Source organism: Serratia sp. BIGb0234, from assembly GCF_024809915.1.
In the GTDB taxonomy this organism is placed as follows: domain Bacteria; phylum Pseudomonadota; class Gammaproteobacteria; order Enterobacterales; family Enterobacteriaceae; genus Serratia; species Serratia liquefaciens.
In genome coordinates, this window is the sequence record NZ_JANUEI010000002.1 from 1,229,653 (window position 1) to 1,254,704 (window position 25,052).

Genomic DNA, 25,052 nt, shown 5'->3' on the forward strand with positions numbered 1-25,052 from the left:
CCCCCCCGACAAGAATAATCCCGTGGCTGCGATCACAAGTTGATCCGGCGCAATATTACATTAACGGCCACTCATGATAGGGTAAGCCTTCAGGATTTATCAGGGCGAACCCCGGTCATGCGTATAAAACTCTCATTTCAAATCAAGCTATTCCTGTGCCTGGTTGCCTTCTCCTGCCTGCTGTTGACGTTTATTGGTGCTTACACCTACTACCAGCTCGATGCGCAACTGCACCGCGACCTCGGTGCACGAGCGCAGGTGCAGGCACGAGAGATTGCCCTGATCCCTTCCCTGATCACCGCAGTGGAAAAAAAAGACCCGGTTAAAATTGCAGCGCTAATGAAGAAAATTCGCGCCAGCAGCGATGCCAGCTATATCGTTATCGGCGATAAGCAAACCCGGCATCTTTATCACTCTGAATATGCCAACCGTATCGGCACGCCGATGGTCGGCGGCGATAATAAAGAGGTTCTCGAAGGCAAAAGCATTATTTCCATTCGCAAAGGCGGCATCGGCATTTCATTGCGCAGTAAAGCGCCCATTTTGGACGAAAATAATAACGTCATCGGCATTGTTTCGGTGGGTTATCTCAAATCACATATCGACAATTTAAATTCCAGAACTCTGACGCAAATTCTTGGGTCGATAGTGCTTTTATTAATCGCGCTGTTCGTATTTTCGTGGCTGTTATCGAAGAATTTAAAACGCCAAATGTTCTGGCTGGAACCGAAAGAAATTGCCCTGTTGGTACGCCAACAGAAAGCATTGCTGGAAGCAATCTATGAAGGGGTGATTGCCGTCGATCCTCAGTTGCGGATCATCACCATTAACCACGCGGCCCGCGAACTGCTGGATTTGCGTCAGCCCGCCGCCGCCCTGATGGGCAGAGAAATCGGTGAGGTGATCCAATCCCAGCCGGATTTCTTCGGCGCCTCACAGCTAGGGCATGACACCCATGACGAGGTCTGTCGCTTCAACCATGTCCGGGTTATCGCCAGCCGGGTACGCATCATGCAGGAAGAAGAGCTGCAGGGCTGGGTGATCAGCTTCCGCGACAAAAACGACATCAACACCCTGAGCAGCCAGCTTAGCCAGGTGAAGCGCTATGCTGACAATCTGCGCATCATGCGCCACGAACAGCTGAACTGGACCGCCACCCTCGCCGGCCTGCTGCATATGCAACGCTACGACGAGGCCATCCGCTATGTGGAGGCGCAATCGGAAGGTGCGCAGGAGATCCTCGACTTTATCTCACAGCGTTTCAGTTCGGCGGCATTATGCGGCCTGCTGCTGGGCAAATACTCCAGCGCGAAGGAAAAAGGCGTGGAGCTTCGCTTCGACCCGGCCTGCCAGCTGCGGCAGATCCCGGCGGCATTGAATGAAACCGAATTGATGTCGATCATCGGCAATTTGCTGGATAATGCGGTAGACGCTACGCTGCATTACGGCGCGCCCTATGAGGCGGTAGAACTTTATATCAGCGACAGCAGCAATGAACTGGTGATTGAAGTGGCCGATCGCGGCACCGGTATTGCCCCTGAGGTGCGCGATACGCTGTTCGAACAGGGCGTCACCACCAAAGATGACAAGGGTGACCACGGCATCGGCCTGCACCTGGTTGCCAGCCACGTGGCGCAGGCGCACGGCAGCATAGAAGTGTCGGACAACGATCCGCACGGCGCTATTTTTTCTTTGTTTATCCCTAAACAATCTTGAGCACCCGAATGATGCAACCAGAAGCACTGGACGTTTTGATCGTGGAAGATGAGCCACAGCTGGCGACGCTGCACGCGGAATTTATTGAGCAGAACTTTGCTCTGCGGGTGGTGGCTTATGCCGCCACGCTGGCCGAGGCCAGAGTCAAAGTCAATGCCCACCAGCCACGGCTGATCCTGCTGGACAATTTTTTGCCTGACGGCCAGGGCATTGAACTGATGGAAGAAGCGGCGGTGAAAAACCCCGGCTGTTCAGTGATTTTTATTACCGCCGCCAGCGACATGAATACCTGCAGCCAGGCGATCCGCAATGGCGCCTTCGATTACATCATTAAACCGGTCTCCTACAAGCGGCTGCGCAACTCACTGGAGCGCTTTATGCAGTTTGTGCAAACCCAGCGCACCTTCAAGGTAATCGACCAAAGCAACGTCGACGCGCTGTATAACCTGCAATCCAAGCAGTTCTCCAGCGAACCCAGCGCCAAAGGCATAGAAACCAACACGCTGGAGCTGGTGCAGGCGCTGTTTATCAAGCAACCGGAAGCCGCGCATGCGGTAGAAGACGTGGTCGAACAGGTCGGGATCAGCAAAACCACGGCCCGACGTTATCTGGAATACTGCGTCGCCACCCAGTTTGTGCGCGTTGAAATGATGTACGGCAATATTGGTCATCCGCGGCGTCTGTATCGCAAGGCATAAGCTGCCATCTGGCTGTCATATTTAAGGGGTAATATAACTTCGGCGATATCCCCTCGATATCGGCACCTGTCGTTGAAAATTGATGAAATACTGATGACTTTTACCCGGCCTCTGGTCGGGTTTTTTATTGTCCGAAAACAGGCTTGGGCAGGCAAATAACAGCAATAATCCGAGCGGATTATTCTTACTTAAAACCAACCGTTTATCGGAAATATCAGCCACTGATAATTGAGCACTCACCTCATTACCATAACTAATCGAAAACTTGATGTAAATCGTCAATATCCCATTCATCGGACATTGAGGGTTGTCTCAGATATTCACTGTGTTAGGGTATAGGGGACTATTATTTTCTATTGGGAAATTTTTATCGTTTGATAATTCATCAGAGGAAACAGCAAATTGCATGGCAATTAAACTCGAAGTAAAGAACCTGTATAAGATATTTGGCGAACATCCGGATCGCGCTTTCAAACTGATTGAAAAAGGCCTGACAAAAGACCAATTGCTTGAAAAAACCGGATTATCACTGGGCGTAAAAGACGCCTCTCTGGCCATTGAAGAAGGCGAGATATTTGTCATCATGGGGCTTTCCGGTTCTGGAAAATCTACCCTGGTACGCCTTCTCAATCGTCTGATAGAACCCACCCGCGGTCAGGTGCTGATTGATGGCGAGGATATATCTAAAATATCCGACAGCGCACTGCGCGCCGTACGCCGTAATAAGATCAGCATGGTGTTCCAATCATTCGCTTTAATGCCGCATATGAATGTATTGAATAACACCGCGTTCGGTATGGAATTGGCCGGCATTCCACCGCAGGAGCGCCAGGAAAAAGCCCTGGAAGCATTACGTCAGGTCGGGCTGGAGAATTATGCCTATTCTTATCCCGATGAACTTTCCGGCGGGATGCGTCAGCGCGTGGGATTAGCCCGTGCCATGGCGAATAATCCGGACATATTATTGATGGATGAAGCCTTCTCGGCACTGGATCCATTAATCCGTACCGAGATGCAAGATGAGCTGGTCAAATTACAGGCCCAGCATCAGCGCACCATCGTCTTTATTTCCCATGATTTGGATGAGGCAATGCGTATTGGCGATCGTATTGCCATTATGCAAGGTGGAGAGGTTATTCAGGTCGGTACGCCGGAGGAAATATTAAATAATCCGGCCAACGATTATGTCCGCACCTTCTTCCGTGGCGTCGATATCAGCCACGTTTTCAGCGCCAAGGATATCGCCCAGCGTCGTCCTGTCGCCCTTATTCGTAAAACCCCCGGTTTTGGTCCGCGTTCAGCACTGCAGCTGCTGCGCGATGAAGACCGCGATTATGGTTATGTTATTGAACGCGGGAAGAAATTTATCGGCGTGGTGTCGGTAGATTCACTCAAGCAGGCGCTGGCGGCCAACCAGACGTTGGATGACGCCCTGCTGGAAGCCCCTGCCCCGGTCCCGGCCGACATGCCGCTGAGCGAACTGATTTCATTGGTTGCCCTGGCGCCCTGTGCGGTCCCCGTGGTCTGCGAAGAAAATAACTATATCGGAATTATTTCCAAGGCCATGCTGTTGCAGGCCTTAGATAAAGAGGGCCCAGCGAATGAGTGACACTACACAGGATCCATGGGCGACTGCGCCTGCCGACCCCAGCGCCGCACCGGCGACTGACGCCGCAACCTCGACAGCGCCCGCCGGCGATGCCTGGTCCAGCGCACCGCCACCAGAAACCCATGACGCCGCCAATCAGGCCGCTCAGGGTGCCGACTGGCTTAACAGCGCACCGGTCCAACAGGAACATTTCAGCCTGCTGGATCCGTTCCACAAAACCTGGGTGCCGTTTGACTCCTGGGTGACCCACGGCATCGACTGGCTGGTGCTGCACTTTCGCCCGCTGTTTCAGGGCATTCGCGTACCGGTCGATTTTATTCTCAGCGGCTTTCAGCAGTTGCTGCTCGGCATGCCTGCCCCGATCGCCATTTTGCTGTTCTCGCTGATTGCCTGGCAGCTCTCCAGCCTGGGTATGGGTGCTGCGACGCTGGTCTCGCTGATTGCCATTGGTGCGATTGGCGCCTGGTCGCAAGCCATGGTGACCCTGGCGCTGGTCCTGACCGCCCTGTTCTTCTGTATCGTCATCGGTCTGCCGCTCGGCATTTGGCTGGCGCGCAGCAAACATGCCGGCAAGGTGATCCGGCCACTGCTCGACGCCATGCAGACCACGCCGGCCTTCGTCTATCTGGTGCCGATCGTCATGCTGTTCGGTATCGGTAACGTGCCGGGGGTGGTGGTGACCATTATCTTTGCGCTGCCGCCGATCGTGCGACTGACCATTCTGGGCATTAACCAAGTGCCTGAGGATCTGATCGAAGCCGCCGAATCCTTTGGTGCCAGCCCGCGCCAACTGCTGTTTAAAGTGCAACTGCCACTGGCGATGCCGACCATTATGGCCGGCGTAAACCAAACGCTGATGTTGGCGCTGTCGATGGTGGTTATCGCCTCGATGATCGCCGTTGGCGGCCTGGGCCAGATGGTATTGCGCGGTATCGGTCGTCTGGATATGGGGCTGGCCGCCGTTGGCGGGGTCGGTATCGTGATCCTGGCGATTATTCTCGACCGCCTCACCCAATCGCTGGGGCGCGATCGCCGCAGCAAAGGCATCGGCCGTTGGTATGCTCACGGCCCGATCGGGTTAGTCACCCGGCCCTTCATCAAAAAGCCTTAATCGCCCTGCCCCCGGCCAAACGTCGGGGGCACCGACAGCATTTATAAAAACGAAGGAACCACTATGCGCTCGACAGGAATTTGGGCCCTGGCCCTGACTTCATTGCTAAGCACACAGGCGTTCGCCGTCGAATTACCCGGCAAAGGCGTCACGGTAAAACCGTTGCAAAGCACCCTCGCCGAAGAAAGCTTCCAGACCGAATTGGTCAACCGCGCCCTGGTCAAGCTGGGCTATGACGTCCAGCCTACCGACGAGGTGGAATACAATATCGCCTACACCTCTATCGCTTCCGGCGACGCCACCTATATGGCGGTGAACTGGGATCCGCTGCAAACCGACATGTACCAAAGCGCCGGCGGCGACAAGAAGTTCTATCGCCAGGGTGCCTATATTACCAATGCGGCCCAGGGTTATTTGATCGACAAGAAAACCGCCGATCAATACCACATCAGCGATATCTCCCAGTTAAAAGATCCCAAGCTGGCGAAGTTGTTCGATGCCGACGGCGACGGCAAGGCCGATCTGGCCGGCTGCGAACCGGGCTGGGTGTGCGGCAACGTCATTAACACCCATATCAAAGCCTATGGCCTGAGCGACACCGTCACTCAAAACCAGGGCAATTACTCCGCCATCATCGCCGACACCCTGACTCGCTACAAACAGGGTAAACCGGTGCTGTATTTCACCTGGACGCCGTACTGGGTCAGCGACGAACTGGCACCGGGTCGTGATGTGGTTTGGTTAACCGTGCCGTTCTCCGCCAGCCCAGGTTCGTTGAAAGACAACGATACCGCCTTGCCGAACGGCAAAAATTACGGCTTTTCCGTCAACAACGAACATATCGTCGCCAACAAGCAATGGGCCGAGGCTAACCCGGCCGCCGCCAAACTGTTCGCCATCATGAAACTGCCGTTGGCGGACGTGAACGCGCAGAACCTGCGCATGCATAAAGGCGAGAACAGCGCCGCCGACATACAACGTCACGTAGACGGCTGGATCAAAGCGCATCAGGCCACTTTTGACGGCTGGATCACTACGGCTGCGGCAGCAGCGAAATAATCCCAGGGTGCCGGAAATCCCGGCTTCATAACATAAAAAGGTATTTCACTATGCGCACTACAGGAATCTGGGCGGTTGCCCTTACCACACTGATTAGCTCACAGGCGGTTTCCGCCGCCGATTTGCCCGGTAAAGGCGTCACCGTTCAACCGGTGCAAAGCACCATTTCAGAAGAGACCTTCCAGACGCAGCTGGTCAGCAAGGCGCTGGAAAAGCTGGGCTATGACGTTAAAGACACCCGAGAAGTGGACTACAACGTCGCCTACACCTCCATCGCCTCCGGCGACGCGACCTTCCTGGCGGTAAACTGGGATCCGCTCCACGCCGATCAATACAAGGCTGCAGGCGGCGACGCCAAGTTTTACCGTGAAGGGGTTTACGTCAACGGGGCGGCCCAGGGGTATCTGATCGACAAGAAAACCGCCGATAAATACCACATCACCAACGTTGAACAGTTGAAAGATCCCAATATTGCCAAGCTGTTCGATACCAATGGCGACGGCAAGGCCGACCTGACCGGCTGTACGCCAGGCTGGGGCTGCGAGGCGGCCATTAACCATCACATCAAAGCCTACGGCCTGGAGAAAACCGTCGAGCACAACCAGGGCAACTACGCGGCGATGATTGCCGATACCATTACTCGCTACAAAGAAGGTAAGCCGGTGCTGTACTACACCTGGACGCCGTACTGGGTGAGTGACGTGCTGGTGCCGGGCCGCGACGTTGTTTGGTTGCAGGTGCCGTTCTCCGCCATGCCGGGCGAGCAGAAAAACCTCGATACCAAGCTGCCTAACGGTGCCAACTATGGTTTCCCGGTCAACACCATGCGCATCGCCGCCAACAAGCAGTGGGCCGAAGCCAACCCGGCGGCCGCCAAGCTGTTTGCCATCATGAAGCTGCCGATTGCCGACGTGAATGCGCAGAACCTGCGGATGCATGAAGGCCAGGCCTCCGAAGCCGATATCCAAAACCATGTAAATGGCTGGATCAAGGCGCATCAGGCCACTTTCGACGGCTGGGTGAAAACCGCCGCGGAAGCCGCGAAGAAATAATCACCCTGGGCGCGGCAGCCTGTCGCGCCCTATTCGCTGATTTCAATCCCGCTAAACTGTAAAAAACGCTCGGCGGTCCGTGGCAGCGGCTGTGGCCAAACGCAGTACACCTGACGCCGTGGACCATCTTCTATCGGAATCGACACCAGCGTGCTCAAGCGCTGCGCCGTCGAAATCGGCACAATGCCCGTCGCCAACCCACGGCGTACCAAATTCTCCAGCCATTCGATATGGTCAATCTCAAAACTGACGTGACGCTTGATGCCTGCCGCCTGAAACGCGCGGTCGGTCTGGCGCCGGGCACCGGTCCCGCTGTAAAAGTCCACCAGCGGCACTTCCGACAAGGTTTGCAAATTCACGCGTTCCCGACTGGCTAACGGGTGTTGTGGTGACACCAACGCCACCAGTGGCTCGTCGGTCAGTTGCCGATGGGACACCGGCAGCATATCGATATCCCCCGGCCAGAGGCCGACAAACGCCACATCGGTCTTTTGCTGACGAACGTCTTCCAACAACTCTTCACTCATGCCCACGTACAGCCGGATATTCACTGCGGGATAATGGCGGTGAAAGTTACCCAATTTTTCGGTCAGATCAATCGCGTTTATGGTGGAAATTGTGCCGATGGTCAGGGTACCGGAAACCGTGCCGCTGGCGGCGACAACCTCTTCCACCAGCATCTGTTTTGCCGCCAGCAGTCGCTGCGCCGGTTGAATAAATGCCTGCCCGGCGGTGGTCAACCTGACCCGGCGCGAAGTACGCTCAAACAATGCACAGCCCAGCTCCTCTTCCAATTTGGCGATCTGGTGGCTGAGCGCCGATTGCACCGTATGACAGCGCTGCGCCGCCCGGGTAAAACTCTGCTCTTCGGCAACCGCCAGCGCAAAACGGATCTGTTTCAGGTTCATTCATTTATCTCTAAATGAGATTAATCAGATGAAAATTATACATTGGTTTAACCCGCTGTCCTGCCCGATACTTGCACCACTTTTTCTTGTGATTGAAACCAATGAGCCAACAAAATTCACCTCCAGGCCTCAGCCCGGCACTGATTGTGCTGATCGCCATCGCCACCGGTTTGGCCGTCGCCAGTAACTACTACGCGCAGCCACTGCTGGAAACCATCGCTCAAAACTTTGGGCTATCGGTCAATCAGGCCGGTTTTATCGTCACCGCCGCCCAAATGGGCTACGCCGTAGGCCTGCTGCTGCTGGTGCCGCTCGGCGATATGTTTGAACGTCGTGGGCTGATCGTCTTTATGACGCTGCTGGCCGCCGGAGGCATGCTGATCACCGCCAGCTCCACCACGCTGCCGATGATGATCCTGGGGACTGCCCTCACCGGGTTGTTCTCGGTAGTGGCGCAAATTTTGGTGCCGTTGGCCGCTACGCTGGCACACCCGGAAAAACGCGGGAAAACCGTTGGCATCATTATGAGCGGCCTGCTGCTCGGCATTCTGCTGGCACGTACCGTAGCGGGCGCACTGGCATCAATCGGCGGTTGGCGCACCATTTACTGGGTGGCCAGCGTGCTGATGATCCTGATGGCGTTGATCTTGTGGCGCGCGCTGCCACGTTACAAACAGCACTCCGGACTGAATTACCCTCAGTTGCTGAAGTCTATTTTCACCCTGTTTTGCGGTTCACCGCTGCTGCGAACCCGTGCAGTGCTCGGTGCGCTGTCCTTTGCCAACTTCAGCGTGCTCTGGACCTCAATGGCCTTCCTGTTGGCGGCCCCGCCTTTTGGTTATTCCGAAGGGGTCATCGGCCTGTTCGGGCTGGTGGGGGCCGCCGGAGCGTTGGCCGCCTCCCGCGCCGGGCATTTGGCGGATCAGGGCAAGGCGGGATTAACCACTACGGTAGGCCTGGTACTGCTGCTGCTGTCGTGGATACCTATCGCTTTCGCTAAACAATCGCTGTGGGCACTGATCGTCGGCATTCTGATCCTCGATCTGGCCGTGCAGGCCGTACACGTTACCAACCAGAGCGTGATTTATCGCATTATGCCGGAAGCGCGCAATCGCCTGACGGCCGGCTACATGACCAGCTATTTTATCGGCGGCGCTCTGGGTTCGCTGCTGTCTGCCTCAGCCTATCAGCACGCGGGGTGGACAGGGGTCGCTGCAGCAGGGGGCATTTTGTGCCTGTTTAACCTGCTCACCTGGTGGTTGGGCAAGCGCCATGATCCCCAGGGACCGGCGGCCATCTGATTAGCACGCGAATAGTCATAGCGGAAATTTATTAGCGGCGCAGGGTATAAACATTACTTACTCTCTGGTAATGTTCTGGGGATAAACTATTGGTTCCCTATATACCCTGCGATTCAAATACATTATGCAAAGCCAAGCTGCAGAAAGTATCAATCCCCCAGCCGTCAGTTCCACCTTCACCCACGGCATTGTCGACAGTCTACCGATCGTTATCGGCTATGTGCCGGTGGCTTTTGCGTTTGGCCTTAGCGCCGTTAAGCTGGGGTTCTCCCCGCTAGAGAGCATTTTCTTCTCCTGCATCATCTATGCGGGCGCCAGCCAGTTCGTGATCACCGCCTTGTTAAGCGCCGGTATGTCACTGTGGGTTTCCGCGCTGACCGTGATGGCAATGGATATACGGCACCTGTTGTATGGTCCTGCTTTGCGCCACCGCATCGTCTCGCGCATGTCGGCTGGCAAAACTGCGCTCTGGGCCTTTGGCCTGACTGATGAAGTGTTCGCCGCGGCCACCGCTAAATTGATGCGCAATAACCGCAGTTGGAGCGAGAACTGGATGATCGGCATCTCGCTATGCTCCTGGCTGTCTTGGGTCGCAGGCACCGCGCTGGGTGCCGTGTTCGGCAATGGGCCACTAGAGCAGTTCCCGGTGATTGAAGCCTCATTATCCTTTATGTTGCCGGCGCTGTTCCTCAGCTTCCTGCTGGCGGCATTCAAACGCCCGCAAAGCCTGACCATCGCCGCCGCGCTGGCCGGTGCGCTGCTTGGCGTAGTGCTGTTCTCTATCCCAGTGGCCATTTTGGCCGGCATCAGCGCCGGTTGTATCGCAGCCCTGTTCCAACCCACAGCAACGGAGTCCATTGATGAACACTGATGTGCTGGTGATCGGCCTGGTGGTCGGCTGTGCTAATTATCTGTTCCGCTACTTACCCTTGCGTTTGGCGCCTGCGCGGGCACAACCGGGAATCAAACGCGGTAAAACCGCACTGTTGCTCGACAGCATCGGCATCGCCTCAATCTGCGCGTTGCTGGTGGTTTCCAGCACCCCGGTAGTGATGCGTGAACCGGACAAGCTGTGGCCCACTCTGGTCGGTTTCGCCGCGCTGGGCCTGTGTTTTTACCGAACCAAAAGCATCATTTTGTCGACGCTGATTGGCGCGGCATCCTTTGGCATTACATTAAAGTTATTTATGATTTTCAGTCAGGGTAACCTTTAATCTTAGGCAGCACGTCGCATTAACCCTTTTGCTTAAAGTGGGTTTATTGACAATCCGCTGACAAATGACACGAATTGCTAAATTAATCACCCTGCTGAACATTTACATTATTAATCACTATCGTTACTATCTCGGACGAAACTAATGAGGCCCAAAATTATGGAAAGCTCGTTTGCTCCCATTGAACAAATGCTTAATTTCCGCGCCAAGCGTCAGAAAGATTTCCCTTATCAGGAAATCCTGCTGACCCGCCTGTGCATGCACATGCAAAGCAAGCTGCTGGAAAACCGCAATAAAATGCTGAAAGCACAAGGGATTAACGAAACATTGTTTATGGCGCTGATTACCCTGGATGCGCAGGAAAGCCACAGCATTCAGCCTTCTGAGCTAAGCTCTGCCCTGGGCTCGTCACGGACCAATGCCACGCGCATTGCCGACGAACTTGAGAAACGCGGTTGGATTGAACGCCGTGAAAGCGACAACGATCGTCGCTGCCTGCACCTGCACATGACGCCGCAGGGAGAAGAGTTTCTCAATCAATTGCTGCCGCCGCAGCACAAGTGTCTGCATTTCCTGTGGTCCACGCTGAACGATGATGAACAGCAACAGCTTGAAAAGCTGACGCGTAAGCTGTTGACGCGCCTGGACCAGATGGAAGTTACAGAACAGTTATCCCAATAATTTCTGTTCAGGTACATACATACTATGCGATCCCCATTTAACTGGAGATTCACCCCACTGTTCGCCGTATTACTGCTGGCCGGGTGTGCGTCTACCGATAATATTGCCCCGCAATCCACCCTGATGGATCCGCAGGCTCTGCAGCTTGCGCAGCCGAAGGTCAGCTCGTTGAACGTCAGCCCGCAGTGGTGGCGCGCGCTTAACGACCAGCAACTTGACGCGCTGATGACCCAGACGCTGCAAAGCTCCCCTTCGCTGCGACAGGCAGCGGCACGCGTACGCGAAGCACAAAGCGTAATGGGGGAAGCCAGTGCCGCCAACGGGCCGAATCTGGATCTCAACGCCAGCAGCAACCGCCAGAAAGTGCCGCAAAACGTGAACCTGGGGCTGGGGTATCCTCATCAACCGATCTACGAAACCTCCAACTCGCTAGGGCTGAACCTGGCCTATGAATTCGACTGGTGGGGCAAATACCGCAACCAGGTCAACGCCGCCAAGGCACAGGTCGATGCGGCCCGCGCCGAGCAGGAACAGGCCGCGTTGACGCTGACCAGTTCGGTAGCCTCCGCCTATTACCAGTTGCAGAGCAATTTCGCGCTTGAAAAGCTGTTGCAGCAGGAAGTGGACAACAACCAACGCCTGGCGGACTTGCGCCAACAGCAATACAAGGCCGGCATCACCGGCGTTGATGTTCCGCAACAAACCCAGGCGCAAGCCGACGGCGCCAAGCAGCAGATCCTGCAACTGCAATCGCAGATTGAACAGCTCAGACACCAACTGGCCGCATTGGCAGGCCAGGGCCCGAACGCCATGCAGCACCTGCGCCCGGTGGCCCTTCCCGCCAGCAGTTTGATGGCACCAAAAGGTGAACTGACCGCCGATCTGCTCGGTAAACGTCCGGATATCGCCGCACAGCGCCAGTTGGTGGAGTCCTATAACCAGCGCGTCAGCGCCGCCCGTAAAGAATTTTACCCCAGCCTGACCATTTCAGCTTTTGCCGGCCTGACCACCACCAACACCAGTGGGACCAGCCCGAATCTGTTTGAAGCGGCCAGCCAGGCCTGGAACGTGATGCCGGCAATTTCATTGCCGATCTTCCATGCCGGTGCGCTGCGCAGCAAGCTGGGTGAGGAGTCCGCGCTGTATGACCAGGCGGTGGAGTCCTATAACCAAACCATCCTGAATGCCGTGCAGGAAACCGCCGATGCCATCACCGTCCAACAAAGCACTGCGCAACAGCAGCTGCAGGCGGCATCTGCGTCCGAATCGATGCAACAGGTGTACCGCGTCGCTAACGCTCGATACCAGGCAGGGATTATCGGGCGCGACCAGTTGTTGACCAGCCAAACGCAGCTTTTGCAGCAGCAGCAGGCGGAACTGAATGCCAGCAGCAATTTGCTGCAGGCGAAGATAGGACTGATCCGTGCGCTGGGCGGTGGCTATCAGGCCCCGGCCGCTACGGGTTCAAAAGCATAATAAAATAGAGAGCTTGGAGAACACCATGAGCGCAAGCGCGGAGACTCAAAACCCGCAGCAACCGGCAGGCAAAAAGAAGCAGCGTAAATTTTGGCTGCTGCTGCTGACGGTTATTTTCATCGTTATTGGGGTGGCATATTTAGTCTATTGGTTCCTGGTGTTACGTCATCATCAGGAAACCGACGACGCCTATGTTTCCGGTAACCAGGTCCAGATCATGGCCCAGGTGAACGGCAGCGTTAACCGCGTCAACTTCGACAATACCGACTATGTGAAACAGGGTGACGTGTTGATTACCCTTGATCCGACCGATGCCGAACAGGCGCTGGAACGCGCCAAAACCGGCCTGGCCAATAGCGTGCGTCAGACCCACCAGCTGATCATCAACAGCAAGCAGTATCAGGCCAACATTGCCCTGCGCAAGTCTGACCTGAGCAAGGCTGAAAACGATCTGAAACGCCGCGTCGTGCTCGGCAGCGTTGACGCTATCGGCCGTGAAGAGCTGCAACATGCTCGCGATGCAGTCGACAGCGCCAAGGCGGCGTTGGAAGTGGCGGTGCAGCAATACAACGCTAACCAGGCGATGGTATTGAATACCCCGCTGGAGCAGCAGCCGGCCATTCAACAGGCCGCAGCGCAAATGCGTGACGCCTGGCTGGCATTGCAACGGACCAAAATCATCAGCCCGATCACCGGTTATGTCTCACGCCGCAGCGTACAGGTTGGCGCGCAAATCGCCGCCGGTTCCCCGCTGATGGCAGTGGTGCCAGCCGATCACATCTGGGTTGATGCCAACTTCAAAGAAACCCAAATCGCCAATATGCGTATCGGCCAGTCGGCTACCGTAGTCAGTGACATTTACGGTGATGACGTGGTGTATAACGGCAAAGTGGTCGGTATCGATATGGGTACCGGCAGCGCCTTCTCACTGCTGCCTGCGCAGAACGCCACCGGTAACTGGATCAAAGTGGTTCAGCGTCTGCCGGTACGTATTGAACTGGACGCCAAGCAAATCGCCGATCATCCGCTGCGCATCGGTCTGTCGACCCTGGTTAAAGTTGACACCACCAATCTGGACGGCCGCGTGCTGTCTGACGTGGTGCGCGACAAACCGCTGTACCAAAGCGACGCCCTGGCGTTGAACCTGGCACCGGTTAACCAAATGATCACCGACGTGATCCATGCGAATGCCGGTTAAGCGCGCGGGAGGCTACCTTGGCACAGAAACCGCTTGAAGGCGCTCAGCTCGCCTGGATGACGGTCGCGCTTGCCCTGGCGACCTTTATGCAGGTGCTGGACTCCACCATTGCCAACGTGGCGATCCCAACGATTGCGGGTAACCTCGGGTCTTCCAACTCGCAGGGAACCTGGGTGATCACCTCGTTTGGCGTGGCGAACGCCATTTCCATCCCGATCACCGGCTGGTTGGCAAAGCGCATCGGTGAAGTGCGGTTGTTCCTTTGGTCCACCGCGCTGTTCGTACTCGCCTCCTGGCTGTGCGGCATTTCCAACAGTCTGGGCATGCTGATCTTCTTCCGCGTGATCCAGGGTGTGGTCGCGGGGCCGTTGATCCCGCTGTCGCAGAGTCTGTTGCTGAACAACTATCCGCCCGCCAAGCGAGCGATGGCCCTGGCACTATGGTCGATGACGGTGATCGTTGCGCCCATTTTCGGGCCTATCCTCGGCGGTTATATCAGTGACAACTATCACTGGGGCTGGATCTTCTTCATCAACATCCCGATCGGTGCCGTGGTGATCCTGGTGGCGATGTCGACGCTGAAAGGCAGGGAAACCAAAACCGAGATCAAACCGATCGATACCGTCGGTCTGGTGCTGCTGATCGTCGGTATAGGGTCGTTGCAGGTGATGCTCGATCAGGGCAAGGAGCTCGACTGGTTCAACTCGACCGAGATCATCGTTCTGACGGTGGTGGCGGTGGTGGCGCTGCTGTTCCTGATTGTCTGGGAACTGACGGACGACCACCCGGTGGTGGATTTGTCACTGTTCAAATCGCGCAACTTTACCGTCGGCTGCCTGTGTATCAGCCTGGCCTACATGCTGTACTTCGGCGCCATTGTGCTATTGCCACAGTTGCTGCAGGAGGTTTATGGCTATACCGCCACCTGGGCAGGACTGGCTTCGGCGCCCGTCGGGTTGATACCGGTATTGCTGTCGCCGATCATCGGTAAGTTCGGCAACCGGCTCGATATGAGACGATTGGTGACCTTCAGTTTCATTATGTATGCGGTGTGCTTCTACTGGCGCGCCTATACCTTTGAACCGGGAATGGACTTTGGCGCCTCGGCCTGGCCGCAGTTTATTCAGGGCTTCGCCATCGCCTGCTTCTTTATGCCATTGACCACCATTACGCTGTCCGGCCTGCCGCCGGAGCGCATGGCGGCGGCATCGAGCCTGTCGAACTTTACTCGAACACTGGCGGGGTCGATCGGGACATCGATCACCACGACCTTGTGGACCCAGCGAGAATCGCAGCATCACTCGCAGCTGACGGAGTTTGTGAATCCTTACAACCCACAGTCGCAAGAGATGTACCGGCAGTTGGAACAAATTGGCATGAGCAAGCAGCAGGCTTCGGCCTACATCGCCAACGAGATCACCGCGCAGGGGCTGATTATCTCCGCCAACGAGATCTTCTGGCTGTCGGCCGGGGTGTTCCTGGTCCTGCTGGTGCTGGTCTGGGTGGCGAAACCGCCGTTCAGCTCCGGCGGTGGGGGCGGCGGCGCTCACTAAACCAGAGAAAGCAAAACGGGCGCCCAGAGGCGCCCGTTTTTTATTTATACCGTTGCAGCCAGGCGACGGATATTAAGCCTGGTTTTGACGCCACCAATCGGCCAGCAAAATGCCGGTCGCGACTGATACGTTCAGGCTTTCTACCTTGCCGGTACCGCCGATAGACACGTTCATATCACCCTGCTGCCAGGCGCTGTCGCTCAGGCCATCACGCTCCTGCCCCAACACCAGCACCATTTTGGCCGGCAGCTTAGCCTGTGCCAATGGGGTGCCTTTATGGCTAGATGTGGTCACGATGGCGTAACCGGCCTTGCGGAAAGTATCCAGCACCGACAGGAAGTCATCTGCGCTGATCGCCTTGATGTGTTCCGCGCCGCCTTCTGCGGTACGTACCGCCGCACCGGACTCCAGCAATGCCGGATCCTGCAACAGAACGCCATTCACGCCAAAGTGTGCGCAAGAACGGACGATAGCGCCCAGGTTGTGCGGGTTGCCCACCTCTTCCAATGCCAGCACGCAGTCTTTCGCCGGTGCTTCTTTCAGATAGGTTTGCGCATCCAGGCCCTGACGTTTTTTGATCAGGAAGCATACGCCGCCGTGGTGCTCGGTGCCGGACGCTTTGGCCAGCTCTTCTTCATCTACCACGTGGTAGGCTTTGCGGTTGGCTGCCATCCAGCGCAGCGCTTCACGAAAACGCGGCGTGACCGACTGCACGAACCAGGCGCGGACGATCGCGTCCGGACGGCTGGCAAACAGCGCCTGACAGGCGTTTTCACCGTACACGCGGGTTTCTTCCGCACGCTGGCGACGCAGTTGCTCTGGATCGATAAAGCTTTTGCCGCTGATGCCACCGTGATCGAACGCCGGCTCTTCTTCCGGACCACGAGACACGGTTTTCCATGGCGAATCATAACCGCCACGGTCTTCAGTACGCGCTGGACGGCGAGGACGATCGCTTTCACTGCGGCGGGAATCAGAGCCAGAGCCACGGCGATCGTTGTTACCGCGCGGCTTGTCCTGACCGGTACGGCCCGAAGAGCGAGCACCGTCTGCCGGACGGCCTTTGCCGGCCGGACGCTTATTCTTGTTACGGTCGTCGCCGTTACTGTCGTCGTCACTGCGGACGTACATCACTTTAACTTTACCGTTCTTGCCACTAAATGAATCGTTCATTTTCTTCTCCACCAACGCGCAGGGCGCGAAGATTACCTGATGTTGGGGTGCTAAGCCACCTACTTGCGCTAAAAGCTAACAACTATCGTATTCATTGAACAAACCTCTTTGTTCATTGACGCGCTTTTAACGATAATAAGCAGCATTAAAGATACATCTCCGCAACCCGAATGCGGTATGTCGTGCTTTCCCAGTATCCGAGGTCATCATGAATACAGTTTGTCCCGCTTGTAATGCCACCAACCGCGTACCTGAAGATCGTGTGGCTGACGGCGCAAAATGCGGCCGTTGCGGCCATGCGCTTTTTGACGGTGAAGTGATCAATGCCACCGCCGCGACACTGGACGCGCTGCTGCAGGATGGCCTGCCGGTGGTGGTCGACTTTTGGGCACCGTGGTGTGGTCCTTGCGTCAGCTTTGCGCCGATCTTCGAAGACGTTGCCGAAGAGCGCGCCGGTAAAGTCCGCTTCGTAAAAGTGAATACCGAGGCTGAACCGGAACTGAGCGCCCGTTTCCGCATCCGCAGCATCCCGACCATTATGCTCTTCCGCGACGGAAAAATGGTCGACATGCTCAATGGCGCCATGCCGAAAACGCCGTTTGATAACTGGCTCAATGAACTAGTTTAACGCAGAAAGTCCAGGCGGTGTTGCCCATTGTCAATGACACCGCCGCATTTCAAACCGGCCCGAACGCTCCCGTCGGGCTTTTTTCTGCGTTACAATGGCGTTTTTTTCCCCGGGATCTTTATGACCGACAACGCCGTACTTCGCCTGCGCCAGTTTCGCCTGGAACGATCAACCCGCCCTTTTCTGGCGCGTGGCAACCGCATTACGCGTTGTCAGGGGTGTCTGCTGCCACAAAAAAACTGCCTGTGTGACACTATCCAGCCGCAGCCGGCCGCCAGCCGTTTTTACCTGATCATGTTTGGCGCAGAACCGCTCAAACCAAGCAATACCGGCAGATTGATCGCCGATATTCTGCCGGACACCCAGGCGTTTCTTTGGTCGCGTACCGAGGTTGACCCTGGCCTGCTGGCGGCGATTAACGATCCCGAACGCCAGCCTTACGTGGTGTTTCCCGCATCTTATGCCGCCCCTGAACGACCGGTATTCAGCGAACTGCCCGTCGGTGGCAAACCGCCGCTGTTTATTATGCTCGACGGCACCTGGACCGAGGCGAGCAAGATGTTCCGCAAAAGCCCGTACCTCAATCAGTTTCCGGTGTTTTCGCTCAATGTTACCGCTGCCTCAAATTACCAACTGCGTGAAGCCAGCCGCACCGAGCAGCACTGCACCGCGGAAGTGGCGACAGCGCTGTTGCAACAGGCCGGTGATACCGCCGCGGCCGACGGCCTGGCTGAGCATTTTCGCTACTTCCGTCAACAGTATCTGGCAGGGAAACCTACTCGCCCGGAGGCATCGGTCACAGCAAAGCCGTTGTAAAACGCCTAGAATCAAGGCGGTAATGTTGCCTATAGCCAATAGCATTCGAAAGACAGGTAGGCGGCAACTGAACGCATCCCAGGGAGCTTAGTTAACTAAGTGACCAGGGTGAGAGAGGGCAGCCAACACCCCTGTCTTTTGAAGGATAACGGATATAAAGGAGCCGTGCATGAGCCAGCGAGGGTTAGAAGCGCTTTTACGTCCTAAATCGATTGCCGTTCTCGGCGCTTCACAGCAGCCTGGCCGCGCCGGCAACCTGATGATGAGCAACCTGCTGGCCGGCGGCTTCAACGGGCCGGTCATGCCCGTCACGCCGCGTTATAAGGCGGTATGCGGAGTCATGGCCTACCCGGACGTCGCCAGCCTGCCGCTCAGCCCCGATCTGGCCATACTGTGTACCCATGCGCATCGCAATCTGGCCTTGATTGAGGATTTGGGCAAACGCGGCTGCAAAACGGCCATTGTGCTCTCCTCGCCGCCAGAACAGTTCGCCGAGCTGAAAGCCTGCGCGCAGCGTTATTCGATGCGCCTGCTGGGGCCGAACAGCCTGGGCCTGCTGGCCCCCTGGCAAGGCATCAACGCCAGTTTCTCGCCGGTACCGATCCTCAAGGGCAAGCTGGCGTTTATTTCCCAGTCCGCCGCGGTGGCCAATACCATTCTCGACTGGGCACAGCAACGCGAAGTCGGCTTTTCCTATTTTATCGCGCTGGGCGACAGCCTGGATATTGACGTCGACGACCTGCTGGATTTTCTGGCGCGCGACAGTAAAACCAGCGCCATCCTGCTGTATCTGGAAAACATCAGCGATGCGCGCCGCTTTTTATCTGCCTCGCGCAGTGCTTCGCGCAACAAACCCATTCTGGTGGTCAAAAGCGGACGCAGTCAGCAGGCCCAGCTGTTGCTAAACAGTCAGCAGGGGCTGGATGCCGCTTACGATGCCGCAATCCAACGCGCCGGTTTACTGCGCGTACAGGATACCCACGAGCTGTTCTCGGCAGTGGAAACGCTGAGCCATATGCATCCGTTGCGCGGAGAGCGGTTGATGATCGTCAGCAACGGTGCGGCACCGGCGGCAATGGCGTTGGACGAACTGCTGGGACGCAACGGCAAGCTGGCGCCGCTGGGAGACGAGATCCTGGCGCAGTTGGGTGACGCCTTGCCCGACTTTATACGCGCCGGCAACCCGATTGACCTGCGAGACGATGCAACACCGCAGCGCTATCTGGCGGCGGTCAAGACCCTGCTCGACAGCCACGACTACGACGCTTTATTGCTGATCCACGCACCTAGCGCGGCAGCCCCAGGCACCCTGACCGCCGAACGTATTATCGAGGCCGTGCGTCAGCACCCGCGTGGCAAACGCGTGACTTTGCTGACCAACTGGTGCGGCGAGTACTCTTCGCAAGAAGCCCGCCGGTTATTTACCGAAGCCGGTATTCCCACCTACCGAACGCCGGAAGGTGCAGTAACCGCGTTTATGCATATGGTGGAATATCGCCGTAATCAGAAACAGCTTAAAGAAACCCCGGCGCTTCCGGTCGGTCTGACGGCCAACACCGCCGACGCTCACCGATTGATTCAGCAGGCGCTGGCGGAAGGCGCAACGCAGCTCGATACCCACGAGGTACAGTCGATTCTAAAGGCCTATGACCTGACGACGCTGCCTACCTGGATTGCCGAAGACAGCGCCGAAGCCGTGCATATTGCCGAGCAAATTGGCTATCCGGTGGCCCTGAAGCTGCGCTCCCCCGATATTCCGCACAAGTCTGAAGTTCAGGGTGTAATGCTCTATTTGCGCACCGCTACCGAGGTACAACGCGCCGCTGAGGCAATTCTCGACCGCGTTAAACGTACCTATCCACAAGCGCGCATTCACGGCCTGCTGGTTCAGAGCATGGCCAACCGCGCCGGAGCGCAGGAGCTTCGTATCGCGGTGGAGCAAGATGCCATTTTCGGCCCGCTGATCATGCTGGGTGAAGGCGGTATCGAATGGCGCCAGGAAAATCAGGTCGCCGTAGCGCTGCCGCCGCTGAATATGGCGCTGGCACGTTATCTGGTATTGCAGGCGGTGAAAGGCGGAAAAATTCGCGGCCGCAGCGCTTTACGACCGCTGGATATCCCTGGACTGAGCCGCTTGCTGGTGCAGGTGTCCAATCTGATCCTCGACTGCCCGGAAATTACCCGTCTGGATATCCACCCGGTTCTGGCCTCTGGCAGCGAATTCACCCTGCTCGACGTTTCCATGCAGCTTGCTCCGTTCGAAGGTGATCCGCAGGCACGCTTGGCGATCCGTCCTTACCCTCATGAGCTGGAAGAAACCATCGGATTGAAAGACGGCTCGCAATGCCTGTTCAGGCCAATCCTGCCGGAAGATGAACCCGCGCTGAAACACTTTATCGATCGCGTGACCAAGGAAGATCTCTACTATCGCTACTTCAGTGAGATCAACGAGTTTACCCATGACGATTTGGCTAACATGACGCAGATCGACTACGATCGGGAGATGGCTTTTGTCGCGGTGCGGGATGACCAAATCATTGGCGTAACACGAGCCCTCTCCGACCCGGATAATACCGACGCGGAATTTGCCGTGCTGGTGCGTTCAGATCTGAAAGGGCTCGGTCTGGGGCGTCAACTGTTGGAAAAAATGATTGCCTATGCCCGCGCCCACGGGTTGGCCCGCCTGACCGGCATCACCATGCCTAATAACCGCGGAATGATAGCGCTGGCGCAACGGCTGGGCTTTGGCATCGATGTGCAGCTTGAGGACGGTATCGTCAATTTGACCCTGCCGCTGCAGGCGGAAGAAGCGCAGTGACCTGTGTCGCAATGCGCTACGAATCCACCACTTAACGCCAAAACATACGCACAATCGGGACAACTAGTGGTATTATCGCCCGATTATTCGATTTACTGTTTTCCCGTATTTGGCGTTCCGGCCATCTAATCATGAGAGAAGAAGCGCACTGTGATGTTGTCAAAATTTAAACGTAGCAAACATCAACAACACCTTGCACAACTGCCCAAACTCCCCCAGACGGTAGCTGATGTACGTACTTTGTACACACCGTCTGATTACCGTGCCACGCTGCTGGAATTGATCGCTAACGCCACCCAACGCATTTATCTGGTCGCTCTGTATCTGGAGCATGACGACGCCGGACGCGATATTCTCAACGCGCTTTATCAAGCCAAGCAGCGGTGCCCGGCGCTGGAGATTTGCATTCTGGTCGACTGGCATCGTGCCCAGCGTGGGCGCATCGGCGCCGCGGCCGCCAATACCAACGCCGATTGGTATTGCTCAATGGCAGACCAGCACCCAGAGCTTGCCGTGCCAATCTACGGCGTGCCGGTGAATACCCGCGAAGCCCTGGGCGTGTTGCACCTGAAAGGTTTTGTGATCGACGATACCGTGGTTTACAGCGGTGCCAGCATCAATGACGTTTACCTGCATCAGCATGAGAAATACCGCTACGATCGTTACCAGTTGATCACCAATGGCGAATTGGCCAATACCATGATCGATTACATCAAGCAGCACCTGCTGACCGCCGGTGCCGTGCAACGTTTGGATCGTGACGATCGCCCCAAGAGCCCGGAGATCAAAAACGAAACTCGCTTATTTCGTTTCGGTCTGCGCCGAGCCGGTTATCAGTTTCGCAACCAGGCGGGCAACGATGAGCTGGCGGTAACGCCGCTGGTTGGGCTGGGTAAGCAAAGCGTGTTGAATAAAACCATTCACCATCTGATGTCCTGTGCCGATCAGAAACTGACGCTGTGCACCCCTTACTTCAACCTGCCGGCCCTGCTGGTGCGCAATATCATCTATCTGCTGCGCCAGGGCAAACAGGTGGAAATTATTGTGGGCGACAAAACCGCCAATGATTTCTATATTCCGGAAGATCAGCCGTTCAAAATTATCGGCGCCCTGCCTTATCTGTACGAAATCAACCTGCGACGCTTTCTCAGTCGCCTGCAGCGCTACGTCGATACCGGCCAGTTGATTGTTCGCCTGTGGAAAGACGGCGATAACAGCTACCACCTGAAAGGCATGTGGGTGGATGACGAATGGCAGTTGATTACCGGTAATAACCTCAATCCGCGCGCCTGGCGGCTGGATCTGGAGAATGCCATTCTGATCCACGATCCCAAGCAGGAGATGCGTGAGCAACGGCATAAAGAGCTGGAGTGCATCCGCACTCACACCACCGTGGTGGGGAACTACCTGGAACTGCAAAGCATCCAGCAGTACCCGATCAAAGTACGCAAGCTGATCCGCCGTCTGCGCCGTATCCGTATTGACCGGTTGATTAGCCGTATACTGTAATCCCGCTATAATTTAGCTATCGCAGACCCCGGCCTATGTCGGGGTCAGATTGTTGACAAAGGGGGATAAAAGCGTGGTTTTTCCCCCTTTGTGTCATCAGCCGAAAATCAATAAATTGATTTTCCTGATTTATTTTCAAAACCTTTAACGCCTGCTGACAAACATTGTATGTTTTTCAGCAGTCTCACCCCGGCCTATGCCGGGGTTTTTATGTGTCATGACAACAGGATGTTTTCATTATGCGCCCACTCCGCTGCCTGGCCGTGCTCCCCTTTTTATTGCTCACCAGCGGCTGTACCCACCTTGCAAATGACAGCTGGACCGGGAAAGACAAGGCACAACACTTTGTCGCCTCTGCGGCTTTCGCTGCCGCCGGTGCGGCTTATGGCGATCATCAAAACTGGAATGAGGCACGCAGCCGCAGCTTTGGCCTGATGTTTTCAATCGGGCTCGGCGCCGCCAAAGAACTGTATGACAGTCGCGAAGGCGGCACCGGCTGGAGTTGGAAAGATTTTGCCTGGGATGTCGCGGGAGCAGCGACCGGCTATAGCCTTTACCACGCAACCCGCTGATTCACAGCTGGATCTCTTTCCCTTTGCGGTGCAAGCGAAGAGAAACGATCAGCGCCAGCAGACACATGCCGGAAACATACCAGAAGAAGGCATTCTCGAAGCCAAACGACTTCAGCGACAGTGCAACATATTCCGCCGAGCCGCCAAACATCGCATTAGCCACCGCATAAGACAGACCAACGCCTAACGCGCGCACCTCCGGCGGGAACATTTCAGCCTTCAGCAGCCCGCTGATCGAGGTATAGAAACTGACGATAAATAACGCCAGCACAATCAGACCGAAGGCCGCATAAGGGTTGCTGACATTTTTCAGCGTCAGCAAGATAGGCACGGTCAGCAAGGTCGCCAACGAGGCAAAGATCAGCATTGAACTGCGGCGACCGATCTTGTCTGACAATGCCCCGACCAAGGGCTGCAGCAGCATGTAGATAAAGAGTGCAGCGGTCATAATGCCGCTGGCCAGCTTGGCGTCCATCCCGGAAGTATTGACCAGATACTTTTGCATATAGGTCGTGAAAGTATAAAAACTCAGCGAACCACCGGCGGTAAAGCCCAACACCATCAGGAAGGCTTTACGATTTTTCCATAGCCCCTTCAGTGAACCCGCATCTTTATGGTTACGGGTTTTGGCATCGGAGGTTTCATTCAGCGACCGACGCAGATATAACGCCACTACCGCCAATACCGCGCCAATCGCAAAGGGAATACGCCAGCCCCAAGCTTTTAATTCCTCAGCAGAGAGGATCTGCTGCAGAGCCACCAGAACCAGCAACGCCAGCAATTGGCCACCAATCAGCGTGACATACTGGAAAGAAGCATAGAAACCACGTCGCCCTTTTATTGCCACCTCGCTCATATAGGTGGCGCTGGTACCGTACTCACCGCCGACCGACAGGCCCTGGAACAGACGCGCAACCAACAGTAGCACCGGAGCCCAACTTCCGATCGACTCATAGGTCGGTAAACAGGCGATCACCAGCGATCCTGCACACATCATGCAAACAGAGATCAGCATCGAGTTTTTGCGACCATGCTTATCGGCAATATAACCGAACAACCAGCCGCCGATCGGGCGCATGAAGAAACCGGCGGCGAACACGCCGGCAGTTTGCAGCAATTGGGTGGTGCTGTTACCGGCGGGGAAAAATGAAGCGGCAAAGTAGATAGAACAGAAGGAATAGACGTAAAAATCAAACCACTCCACCAGGTTACCCGATGAAGCGCCAACAATAGCGAAAATGCGTTTCTTTTTGTCCTGCACTGCCGGATCGACGGTATTTCCATCCTCAATGGCCGAGGTTGTTTCTGTCATTTTCTATTCTCCGAGCCAGATAAACCGTGAAGTCGGCGTCCTGCCGTTTAAATGTAACTCAATTGTTAATATTGAGTTAACAATTAAAACAAATAGCGGGCGAAGAATATAGCGTGATTTTTGTGATGCACATTGAAGACTGGCGTGAAAATTGGGCGAAATAACAGCAAATATTTATATAGCGGACATAGCAAAAAGGCCATCCTTGCGGATGGCCTCTTGGCTTAATTGATGCCTGGCAGTGTCCTACTCTCGCATGGGGAGACCCCACACTACCATCGGCGCTACGGCGTTTCACTTCTGAGTTCGGCATGGGGTCAGGTGGGACCACCGCGCTATTGCCGCCAGGCAAATTCTGTTTCATTCCAACCGCTACTCCCGTAGCCATTGAAACCAATCTCGGAACTCGCTGAAAATCTCTACAATCTCTCTAAAACACCTTTGGTGTTGTAAGGTTAAGCCTCACGGATCATTAGTACTGGTTAGCTCAATGCATCGCTGCACTTACACACCCAGCCTATCAACGTCTTAGTCTTAAACGTTCCTTCAGGGGCCTTAAAGGCCCAGGGAAGACTCATCTCGAGGCAAGTTTCGCGCTTAGATGCTTTCAGCGCTTATCTTTTCCGCACTTAGCTACCGGGCAGTGCC

21 protein-coding genes and 2 rRNA genes are annotated in these 25,052 nt (G+C 55.8%); 18 read left to right on the forward strand and 5 right to left on the reverse strand.

The window, feature by feature from the left end:
- The first annotated feature begins 117 nt into the window (after positions 1-117).
- From M2407_RS12770 to proX (M2407_RS12795), 6 genes are all read left to right on the forward strand, one after another.
- Entirely contained in the window at positions 118-1,716 is a 1,599-nt protein-coding gene (locus tag M2407_RS12770) for a sensor histidine kinase (RefSeq protein ID WP_020828308.1), read from the forward strand.
- Between the two features lie 11 nt (positions 1,717-1,727).
- Complete coding sequence (locus M2407_RS12775; protein ID WP_041415640.1) at positions 1,728-2,414, forward strand: response regulator; 687 nt, start codon at positions 1,728-1,730, stop codon at positions 2,412-2,414.
- Between the two features lie 406 nt (positions 2,415-2,820).
- Positions 2,821-4,023, forward strand: coding sequence for a glycine betaine/L-proline ABC transporter ATP-binding protein ProV (proV, locus tag M2407_RS12780; protein WP_020828310.1), 1,203 nt, complete (start codon positions 2,821-2,823; stop codon positions 4,021-4,023).
- Positions 4,016-5,134, forward strand: coding sequence for a glycine betaine/L-proline ABC transporter permease ProW (gene proW / locus M2407_RS12785; RefSeq protein ID WP_115058162.1), 1,119 nt, complete (start codon positions 4,016-4,018; stop codon positions 5,132-5,134). Before proV ends, proW begins: the two co-directional genes overlap by 8 nt.
- 63 nt (positions 5,135-5,197) lie before the next feature.
- A complete protein-coding gene (gene proX, locus M2407_RS12790; RefSeq protein WP_020828312.1) occupies positions 5,198-6,193 on the forward strand; it encodes a glycine betaine/L-proline ABC transporter substrate-binding protein ProX in 996 nt (331 codons plus the stop codon).
- A 50-nt stretch (positions 6,194-6,243) separates the two neighbouring features.
- Positions 6,244-7,245 (forward strand): glycine betaine/L-proline ABC transporter substrate-binding protein ProX, encoded by a 1,002-nt coding sequence (proX, locus tag M2407_RS12795; RefSeq protein WP_259218355.1) that lies wholly within the window; start codon positions 6,244-6,246, stop codon positions 7,243-7,245.
- 29 nt (positions 7,246-7,274) lie between these two features.
- Here proX (M2407_RS12795) and M2407_RS12800 read toward each other — a convergent pair whose 3' ends face one another.
- The gene (locus M2407_RS12800; protein ID WP_020828314.1) at positions 7,275-8,153 is read right to left on the reverse strand and encodes a LysR family transcriptional regulator; all 879 of its coding nucleotides are present in this window, start codon (positions 8,151-8,153) and stop codon (positions 7,275-7,277) included.
- 101 nt (positions 8,154-8,254) lie between these two features.
- Between M2407_RS12800 and M2407_RS12805 the strand changes: the two genes are divergently transcribed.
- The 7 genes from M2407_RS12805 (at position 8,255) to emrB (ending at position 15,576) form a co-directional block, all read left to right on the forward strand.
- Positions 8,255-9,454: an MFS transporter gene (locus M2407_RS12805; protein WP_048761032.1), complete on the forward strand. Its 1,200-nt coding sequence runs from the start codon at positions 8,255-8,257 to the stop codon at positions 9,452-9,454.
- A gap of 124 nt (positions 9,455-9,578) precedes the next feature.
- Complete coding sequence (locus M2407_RS12810) at positions 9,579-10,325, forward strand: AzlC family ABC transporter permease (protein ID WP_020828316.1); 747 nt, start codon at positions 9,579-9,581, stop codon at positions 10,323-10,325.
- On the forward strand, positions 10,315-10,668 hold the full coding sequence (gene ygaH, locus M2407_RS12815) for an L-valine transporter subunit YgaH (protein WP_020828317.1): 354 nt from the start codon (positions 10,315-10,317) through the stop codon (positions 10,666-10,668). Before M2407_RS12810 ends, ygaH begins: the two co-directional genes overlap by 11 nt.
- A gap of 159 nt (positions 10,669-10,827) precedes the next feature.
- On the forward strand, positions 10,828-11,349 hold the full coding sequence (gene mprA / locus M2407_RS12820) for a transcriptional repressor MprA (protein WP_020828318.1): 522 nt from the start codon (positions 10,828-10,830) through the stop codon (positions 11,347-11,349).
- A gap of 24 nt (positions 11,350-11,373) precedes the next feature.
- Positions 11,374-12,825 (forward strand): efflux transporter outer membrane subunit, encoded by a 1,452-nt coding sequence (locus tag M2407_RS12825; protein ID WP_116691875.1) that lies wholly within the window; start codon positions 11,374-11,376, stop codon positions 12,823-12,825.
- 25 nt (positions 12,826-12,850) lie between these two features.
- Positions 12,851-14,023 (forward strand): multidrug efflux MFS transporter periplasmic adaptor subunit EmrA, encoded by a 1,173-nt coding sequence (emrA, locus tag M2407_RS12830; RefSeq protein ID WP_259218357.1) that lies wholly within the window; start codon positions 12,851-12,853, stop codon positions 14,021-14,023.
- A 17-nt stretch (positions 14,024-14,040) separates the two neighbouring features.
- Positions 14,041-15,576, forward strand: coding sequence for a multidrug efflux MFS transporter permease subunit EmrB (emrB, locus tag M2407_RS12835; RefSeq protein WP_048761023.1), 1,536 nt, complete (start codon positions 14,041-14,043; stop codon positions 15,574-15,576).
- A gap of 72 nt (positions 15,577-15,648) precedes the next feature.
- Here the strand turns inward: emrB and M2407_RS12840 are convergent, their stop codons facing one another.
- The gene (locus M2407_RS12840) at positions 15,649-16,749 is read right to left on the reverse strand and encodes a tRNA/rRNA methyltransferase (RefSeq protein WP_020828322.1); all 1,101 of its coding nucleotides are present in this window, start codon (positions 16,747-16,749) and stop codon (positions 15,649-15,651) included.
- Positions 16,750-16,957: 208 nt separating this feature from the next.
- Here M2407_RS12840 and trxC point away from each other — a divergent pair, with 208 nt between their 5' ends.
- The 5 genes from trxC (at position 16,958) to M2407_RS12865 (ending at position 23,092) form a co-directional block, all read left to right on the forward strand.
- Complete coding sequence (gene trxC, locus M2407_RS12845; RefSeq protein WP_041414882.1) at positions 16,958-17,377, forward strand: thioredoxin TrxC; 420 nt, start codon at positions 16,958-16,960, stop codon at positions 17,375-17,377.
- A 120-nt stretch (positions 17,378-17,497) separates the two neighbouring features.
- On the forward strand, positions 17,498-18,193 hold the full coding sequence (locus M2407_RS12850) for a tRNA-uridine aminocarboxypropyltransferase (RefSeq protein ID WP_259218358.1): 696 nt from the start codon (positions 17,498-17,500) through the stop codon (positions 18,191-18,193).
- A gap of 169 nt (positions 18,194-18,362) precedes the next feature.
- The gene (locus tag M2407_RS12855) at positions 18,363-21,011 is read left to right on the forward strand and encodes a bifunctional acetate--CoA ligase family protein/GNAT family N-acetyltransferase (protein WP_122080066.1); all 2,649 of its coding nucleotides are present in this window, start codon (positions 18,363-18,365) and stop codon (positions 21,009-21,011) included.
- A gap of 153 nt (positions 21,012-21,164) precedes the next feature.
- Positions 21,165-22,520 (forward strand): CDP-diacylglycerol--serine O-phosphatidyltransferase, encoded by a 1,356-nt coding sequence (pssA, locus tag M2407_RS12860; protein WP_020828326.1) that lies wholly within the window; start codon positions 21,165-21,167, stop codon positions 22,518-22,520.
- Between the two features lie 239 nt (positions 22,521-22,759).
- Positions 22,760-23,092: a YfiM family lipoprotein gene (locus tag M2407_RS12865; protein WP_020828327.1), complete on the forward strand. Its 333-nt coding sequence runs from the start codon at positions 22,760-22,762 to the stop codon at positions 23,090-23,092.
- 1 nt (position 23,093) lies between these two features.
- Here M2407_RS12865 and M2407_RS12870 read toward each other — a convergent pair whose 3' ends face one another.
- The 3 genes from M2407_RS12870 to M2407_RS12880 all read right to left on the reverse strand — a co-directional run.
- On the reverse strand, positions 23,094-24,404 hold the full coding sequence (locus tag M2407_RS12870; protein WP_020828328.1) for an MFS family transporter: 1,311 nt from the start codon (positions 24,402-24,404) through the stop codon (positions 23,094-23,096).
- Between the two features lie 233 nt (positions 24,405-24,637).
- A 5S ribosomal RNA gene (gene rrf, locus M2407_RS12875) occupies positions 24,638-24,753 on the reverse strand.
- A 102-nt stretch (positions 24,754-24,855) separates the two neighbouring features.
- Positions 24,856-25,052: ribosomal RNA gene (locus tag M2407_RS12880) — 23S ribosomal RNA — on the reverse strand; the annotation flags it as partial.

Excerpts from the sequence above, each read along its gene's own strand:
- M2407_RS12770 (WP_020828308.1), top strand. The coding sequence starts at position 118 with ATGCGTATAAAACTCTCATTTCAAATCAAGCTATTCCTGTGCCTGGTT.
- M2407_RS12775 (WP_041415640.1), top strand. The coding sequence starts at position 1,728 with ATGCAACCAGAAGCACTGGACGTTTTGATCGTGGAAGATGAGCCACAG.
- proV (WP_020828310.1), top strand. The coding sequence starts at position 2,821 with ATGGCAATTAAACTCGAAGTAAAGAACCTGTATAAGATATTTGGCGAA.
- proW (WP_115058162.1), top strand. The coding sequence starts at position 4,016 with ATGAGTGACACTACACAGGATCCATGGGCGACTGCGCCTGCCGACCCC.
- proX (WP_020828312.1), top strand. The coding sequence starts at position 5,198 with ATGCGCTCGACAGGAATTTGGGCCCTGGCCCTGACTTCATTGCTAAGC.
- proX (WP_259218355.1), top strand. The coding sequence starts at position 6,244 with ATGCGCACTACAGGAATCTGGGCGGTTGCCCTTACCACACTGATTAGC.
- M2407_RS12800 (WP_020828314.1), bottom strand. The coding sequence starts at position 8,153 with ATGAACCTGAAACAGATCCGTTTTGCGCTGGCGGTTGCCGAAGAGCAG.
- M2407_RS12805 (WP_048761032.1), top strand. The coding sequence starts at position 8,255 with ATGAGCCAACAAAATTCACCTCCAGGCCTCAGCCCGGCACTGATTGTG.
- M2407_RS12810 (WP_020828316.1), top strand. The coding sequence starts at position 9,579 with ATGCAAAGCCAAGCTGCAGAAAGTATCAATCCCCCAGCCGTCAGTTCC.
- ygaH (WP_020828317.1), top strand. The coding sequence starts at position 10,315 with ATGAACACTGATGTGCTGGTGATCGGCCTGGTGGTCGGCTGTGCTAAT.
- mprA (WP_020828318.1), top strand. The coding sequence starts at position 10,828 with ATGGAAAGCTCGTTTGCTCCCATTGAACAAATGCTTAATTTCCGCGCC.
- M2407_RS12825 (WP_116691875.1), top strand. The coding sequence starts at position 11,374 with ATGCGATCCCCATTTAACTGGAGATTCACCCCACTGTTCGCCGTATTA.
- emrA (WP_259218357.1), top strand. The coding sequence starts at position 12,851 with ATGAGCGCAAGCGCGGAGACTCAAAACCCGCAGCAACCGGCAGGCAAA.
- M2407_RS12840 (WP_020828322.1), bottom strand. The coding sequence starts at position 16,749 with ATGAACGATTCATTTAGTGGCAAGAACGGTAAAGTTAAAGTGATGTAC.
- trxC (WP_041414882.1), top strand. The coding sequence starts at position 16,958 with ATGAATACAGTTTGTCCCGCTTGTAATGCCACCAACCGCGTACCTGAA.
- M2407_RS12850 (WP_259218358.1), top strand. The coding sequence starts at position 17,498 with ATGACCGACAACGCCGTACTTCGCCTGCGCCAGTTTCGCCTGGAACGA.
- M2407_RS12855 (WP_122080066.1), top strand. The coding sequence starts at position 18,363 with ATGAGCCAGCGAGGGTTAGAAGCGCTTTTACGTCCTAAATCGATTGCC.
- pssA (WP_020828326.1), top strand. The coding sequence starts at position 21,165 with ATGTTGTCAAAATTTAAACGTAGCAAACATCAACAACACCTTGCACAA.
- M2407_RS12865 (WP_020828327.1), top strand. The coding sequence starts at position 22,760 with ATGCGCCCACTCCGCTGCCTGGCCGTGCTCCCCTTTTTATTGCTCACC.
- M2407_RS12870 (WP_020828328.1), bottom strand. The coding sequence starts at position 24,404 with ATGACAGAAACAACCTCGGCCATTGAGGATGGAAATACCGTCGATCCG.